The 5,736-nt window shown below is 67.8% G+C and carries 5 protein-coding genes; all 5 read right to left on the reverse strand.

The features are described 5' to 3' along the window. Nucleotides 1-22 precede the first annotated feature (22 nt). The gene (locus tag ACK59X_RS22600; RefSeq protein ID WP_409960623.1) at nucleotides 23-1,756 is read right to left on the reverse strand and encodes an IlvD/Edd family dehydratase; all 1,734 of its coding nucleotides are present in this window, start codon (nucleotides 1,754-1,756) and stop codon (nucleotides 23-25) included. A 35-nt stretch (nucleotides 1,757-1,791) separates the two neighbouring features. Next, a complete protein-coding gene (gene yjfF, locus ACK59X_RS22605; RefSeq protein ID WP_409960624.1) occupies nucleotides 1,792-2,835 on the reverse strand; it encodes a galactofuranose ABC transporter, permease protein YjfF in 1,044 nt (347 codons plus the stop codon). Further along, complete coding sequence (locus ACK59X_RS22610) at nucleotides 2,832-3,887, reverse strand: ABC transporter permease (protein WP_409960625.1); 1,056 nt, start codon at nucleotides 3,885-3,887, stop codon at nucleotides 2,832-2,834. Before ACK59X_RS22610 ends, yjfF begins: the two co-directional genes overlap by 4 nt. Next, nucleotides 3,880-5,415: a sugar ABC transporter ATP-binding protein gene (locus tag ACK59X_RS22615; RefSeq protein WP_409960626.1), complete on the reverse strand. Its 1,536-nt coding sequence runs from the start codon at nucleotides 5,413-5,415 to the stop codon at nucleotides 3,880-3,882. Before ACK59X_RS22615 ends, ACK59X_RS22610 begins: the two co-directional genes overlap by 8 nt. Before the next feature lie 6 nt (nucleotides 5,416-5,421). After that, the coding region (locus ACK59X_RS22620; RefSeq protein ID WP_409960627.1) for an ABC transporter permease subunit at nucleotides 5,422-5,736 on the reverse strand (315 nt) is incomplete at its 5' end.

A 5,736-nucleotide genomic window follows, 5' to 3' on the forward strand; every position in this document is an offset into this window, starting at 1 on the left:
GCATGGGTCTATGGGTCAAGGTTCAGTGCGAGTGGCGTGGTACGGCGGCACCCCGGCAACCGACCAGGAAGTCGAAGTCGCAGCCATCGTCGGCCTGCAGCTCGTGGTCCACATACAGGCGCTGGTAGCCACCACGCCCACCCATGTCGGTGTTGGAAAGTGCGGCCAGGCGTGCGGCCAGTTCCTCGTCGCTGATATCGAGGTGCAGGCGGCCCTGCTCGCAGTCGAGTTCGATGAAGTCGCCATCGCGCACGGCGGCCAGCGGGCCGCCCGCAGCGGCCTCGGGTGCCACGTGCAGCACCACGGTGCCGTAGGCCGTGCCGCTCATGCGCGCGTCGGAGATGCGCACCAGGTCCTTCACGCCCTGGCGCAGCAGCTTGGGCGGCAGGCCCATGTTGCCCACCTCGGCCATGCCGGGGTAGCCCTTGGGGCCACAGTTCTTCATCACCATCACGCAGCTGGCGTCGATGTCCAGGTCCTCGTCGACGATGCGCTCCTTGTAGTGCTCCAGGTTCTCGAACACCACGGCGCGGCCCCGGTGCTTGAGCAGCTCGGGCGAGGCCGCCGAGGGCTTGAGCACCGCGCCGCGCGGCGACAGGTTGCCGCGCAGGATGCAGATGCCGCCGTCGGCGATCAGCGGGTTGTCGATGGGGCGGATTACCTCGTCGTTGTACTGCGGCGCCTCGCGCACGTTGTCCCACAGGCTCTTGCCGTTGACGGTGAGCGCATCGGGGTGCGGCAGCAGCCCGTTCTCGCCCAGGCGGCGCAGCACGGCGGGCAGGCCGCCCGCGTAGTAGAACTCTTCCATCAGGAAGCGGCCCGAGGGCTGCAGGTCCACCAGGGTGGGCGTGCCGCGGCCGATGCGGGTCCAGTCCTCCAGGTCCAGCGGCACGCCGATGCGCCCGGCGATGGCCTTCAAGTGAATCACGGCGTTGGTCGAGCCGCCGATGGCGGCATTGGTGCGGATGGCGTTCTCGAAGGCCTCGCGCGTGAGGATCTTCGATAGCGTGAGCCCTTCGTGCGCCATCTCCACGATGCGCCGGCCCGACATATGGGCCAGCACGTAGCGGCGCGAGTCCACGGCCGGGATGGCTGCGTTGTGCGGCAGCGAGGTGCCCAGCGACTCGGCCATGCAGGCCATGGTGCTGGCCGTACCCATCGTGTTGCAGGTGCCGGCCGAGCGCGACATGCCCGCTTCCGCGGCAAAGAACTGGTGCTCGTTGATCTCGCCCGCCTTCAGCGACTCATGCAGCCGCCACACGGCCGTGCCCGAGCCGATGTCCTTGCCGTCGAGCTTGCCGTTGAGCATGGGCCCGCCCGTGACCACGATGGCCGGCACGTCGCAACTGGCCGCGCCCATCAGCAGGGCGGGCGTGGTCTTGTCGCAGCCGACCAGCAGCACCACCGCATCAATGGGGTTGCCGCGGATGGCTTCCTCCACGTCCATGCTGGCCAGGTTGCGCGTGAGCATGGCCGTGGGGCGCAGGTTGGATTCGCCGTTGGAGAACACCGGGAACTCGACCGGAAAGCCGCCCGCCTCGTAGATGCCGCGCTTGACATGCTCGGCGATCTTGCGAAAGTGGGCGTTGCAGGGCGTGAGCTCGGACCAGGTGTTGCAGATGCCGATGATGGGTCGGCCATCGAACTCGTGGTCGGGGATGCCCTGGTTCTTCATCCAGCTGCGGTACATGAAGCCGTTCTTGTCGGCGGTGCCGAACCATGCGGCGGAGCGGAGCTTGCGCGGGGAGGAAGTCATGCTGTTGTGGTTTTGGGAGAGGTGGTTCGTGGGATTCAGGAGGGCTTGCCGCTGCGGTGCGTGAGCAGGCGCTGCAGCAGGCAGAAGACGAAGAGCAGCACGCCGACGACGATGCGCGTCCACCACGAGCTGAGCGTGCCGTCGAAGGAGATCAGGGTCTGGATGATTCCGAGCATCAGCACGCCGAACAGCGTGCCGGCCACATAGCCCACGCCGCCTGTGAGCAGGGTGCCGCCGATCACCACGGCGGCGATGGCGTCCAGTTCCATGCCCGTGGCATGCAGGCCGTAGCCCGAGAGCATGTAGAAGGTGAACACCACGCCGGCCAGCGCCGAGCAGAAGCCCGAAAGCGTGTACACCCCGATCAGCGTGGCCCGCACTGGCAGGCCCATGAGCACGGCCGAATGCTCGCTGCCGCCCACGGCATACACGTTGCGGCCGAAGGGCGTGCAGTGCGCGACGAAGATGGCGGCCAGCAGCTCCGCCAGGGCGATCAGCGCGCCCAGCGAAAGCGAGGCGCCTTCCCAGAATTCCATCCGCCACTGCGCCATCTCCGAATAGGCTTCATCGGCAATGCTGATGGAGTCGATGCTGATCAGGTAGCACAGGCCGCGCGCGAGGAACATGCCCGCCAAGGTCACGATGAAGGGCTGCAGCCGAAAGCGCTCGATCAGAAAGCCCATGAGCGCGCCGAACACCGTGCCCATGAGCAGCACCAACGGAATGGCCGCGAGGGGGCTCCAGTGGTGGTGCTCGACCAGCGTGGCCAGCACCATGGTGCTCAGCGCCACCACCGAGCCCACCGAGAGGTCGATGCCGCCCGACAGGATCACGAAGGTCATTCCCACCGCGACGATGATCAAAAAGGCGTTGTCGATCAGCAGGTTCAGGAACACCTGGGCCGAGAAGAAGCCGGTGTAGAGCACCGAGCCTGCGGTGGCCATGGCCAGGAACAGCGAGACGGTGGCCGCCAGCGGCAGGTACTTGGGGTTCAGTCGCATGCGGGCAGGGGTGGGGCCTTGTTCTGCAGGTGGCACCGTTGGCGCGGCGGCCAGGGCCGGGCTGTGTCCATGGCTCATGACAGGGCCCCCCCCGCTTCGGGGCGGCGCACCAGGGCGCCGACCTGGGCGCGGAAGTCGGGCGACTGCAGCAGCATGACCACAAACACCACCACGGCCTTGACCACCAGGTTGATCTCGGGCGGCACGCCCATGGAGTAGATGGCGTAGGTCAGCGTCTGGATGATGAGCGCACCGATCACGCTGCCCACCAGGCTGAAGCGCCCGCCGGTCAGCGCCGTGCCGCCCAGCGTGACGGCCAGGATGGCATCGAGCTCCATCAGCTGGCCGGCGTTGTTGGCGTCGGCGCTCTTCACGTTGGAGCTGATGAGCAGGCCCGCGATGCCCGCGCACACGCCGCAGAAGGTGTAGGCCGCCAGCAGCAGGCGGCGCGACTGCACGCCCGCCACGCGTGCCGCCGTGGGGTTGATGCCCACGGCCTGGATGAACAGGCCCAGCGCCGTGCGCGTGACCGCCAGGTAGAGCAGGATGAACACGGCGGCCAGCACGAAGAGCGAGAACGGCAGGCCCAGCAGGTAGCCCCCGCCCAAAAAGAAGAAAGGCGCGTAGTAGATGGTGATGATCTGCCCGTCGGTGATGAGCTGGGCGATGCCCCGGCCCGCCACCATGAGGATCAGCGTGGCGATGATGGGCTGCATGCCCACCTTGGCCACCAAGAGGCCGTTCCACAGCCCGCACACCAGTGCCACGCCCAGGGCGCCCAGGATGGCCAGAGGCATCGGAAAGCGGCTTTCGGTGCCTGAGACCGAGCCGCCGATCATCCAGGCGCCCACGGCGGCCGCGATGGCGACCACGGCGCCCACCGAGATGTCGATGCCGCGCGTGGCGATCACCAGGGTCATGCCCAGGGAGACCAGGGCCAGCGGCGCGGCGCGGTTGAGGATGTCGATCAGGCTGCCGTAGAGGTGGCCATCGCGCCACTCGATGTGCAGAAAGCTGGGGTTGAAGGCCGTGTTCACGGCCAGCAGGAGGGCCAGGGTGACCAGTGGCCAGGTCAGCCGGTGCTGCAACGCAGTGGCAAGGAGGGTAGGGGGGCGGGATGCGTCAGGCATTTTCGGCGGCAATCAGTTCGTACACAGCGTCTTCGCTGCTGCCCGCGGGCAGTTCGCCGACCTTGCGGCGGTCGCGCAGCACCACGATGCGGTGCGCCACGCGCACCACCTCGCTCATTTCGGAGGAAATGAAGACCACGGCCATGCCGGCCTGGGCCAGGCGCAGGATCTGCTCCATGATTTCCTGCTTGGCGGCCACGTCGATGCCGCGCGTGGGCTCGTCCAGGATCAACAGGCGCGGCTCGGTCGCCATCCAGCGCGCGAGGATGGCCTTTTGCTGGTTGCCGCCCGAGAGCAGGCCGATGGGCGTGTCCACGCTCGCGGTCTTGATGCCCAGCATCTCCACATAGCGCTCTGCAATGGCGGCTTGCTCGGCACGCGAGAGGAAGCGGCCCATGCCCATGCGCGCCTGCAGTGCCAGGGCGATGTTCTCGCGCACCGACAGCTCGGCCACGATGCCATCGGTCTTGCGCTCCTCGGGGCACAGGGCCAGGCCTTCGCGGATGGCGTCCATGGGGTTGGAGAACGCCACGCTGCGGCCATCCACGCGCAGCACGCCCTTGTCGGGCGCCTGCAGGCCGAAGAGCAGGCGCGCCAGCTCGGTGCGGCCCGAGCCGAGCAGGCCCGCCAGGCCCACCACCTCGCCGGCGCGCACGCGCAGGTCCATGGGCTGCAGCTGGCCGCTCTGTCCCAGGCCCTCGGCCTGCAGCAGGGCGGGGGCGGCATCGTCGAAGTCGGGCACCACGGGCGGTTCGGTGGACTGGGCGGCCAGCTCGCGCCCCAGCATGGCGTTGATCAGCGCCTGGGGCGGCAGGTCGGCGACGGCCCATTCACCCACCCAGGCACCGTTGCGCAGCACGGTGATGCGGTCCGACACGGCATAGACCTGGTTCAGGAAGTGGGTCACGAAGACGATGGCCAGGCCCTCGCCGCGCAGGCGGCGCAGCACCTCGAAGAGCTTTTGCACCTCGTCGTCGTCGAGGCTGGAGGTGGGCTCGTCCAGGATCAGCACCTTGGCCTCGATGCTCAGCGCCCGCGCGATGGCCACCAACTGCTGCACGGCCACCGGGTAGTCCGAGAGCAGGCGCGTGACGTCGATGGACAGGCCGATGCGCGCCACCAGCTCGCGCGCGCGCTGGTGCAGCGTGGCCCAGTCGATGAGAAAGCCCTGGGCGATGCCGCAGCGCGGGTAGCGTCCGGCAAAGATGTTCTCGGCCACCGACAGGTTGGGGCAGAGGTTGACCTCCTGGTACACGGTGCTGATGCCCAGGCGCTGCGCGGCCAGCGGCGAATCGGGCCACGCGGCCTGGCCGGCCAGCCGCATCTGGCCGCTGCTGGCCGGCAGCACGCCGGTGAGCACCTTGATCAGCGTGGACTTGCCCGCGCCGTTCTGGCCCATGAGGGCATGGATCTCGCCCGGGTACAGGTTCAGCTGCACGTCGTGCAGCACCGGAATACCGGCAAACTGCTTGTGAATGCCTGTGAGCTGCAGCACAGGTAATGGGGTGGGGGCAGTGGCCATGTACATGGGCCGTCACGCCTTGTTTTTGTTGTAGACATCGACCAGCACGGCGGCGAGCAACACCACGCCCTTGATGACCTGCTGGTAGTCGATGCCGATGCCCAGGATGGACATGCCGTTGTTCATCACGCCCATCACAAAGGCGCCGATGACCGCGCCCATCACCTTGCCCACGCCGCCCGATGCCGATGCGCCGCCGATGAAGCAGGCTGCAATCACGTCCAGCTCAAAACCCAGGCCCGCCTTGGGCGTGGCGGTGTTTAGCCGCGCCGCAAACACCAGCCCGGCCAGGGCTGCCAACACGCCCATGTTGATGAAGGCATACAG

Origin of the sequence: Acidovorax sp. (genome assembly GCF_046339755.1) — a bacterium.
Lineage (GTDB): Bacteria > Pseudomonadota > Gammaproteobacteria > Burkholderiales > Burkholderiaceae_C > Acidovorax.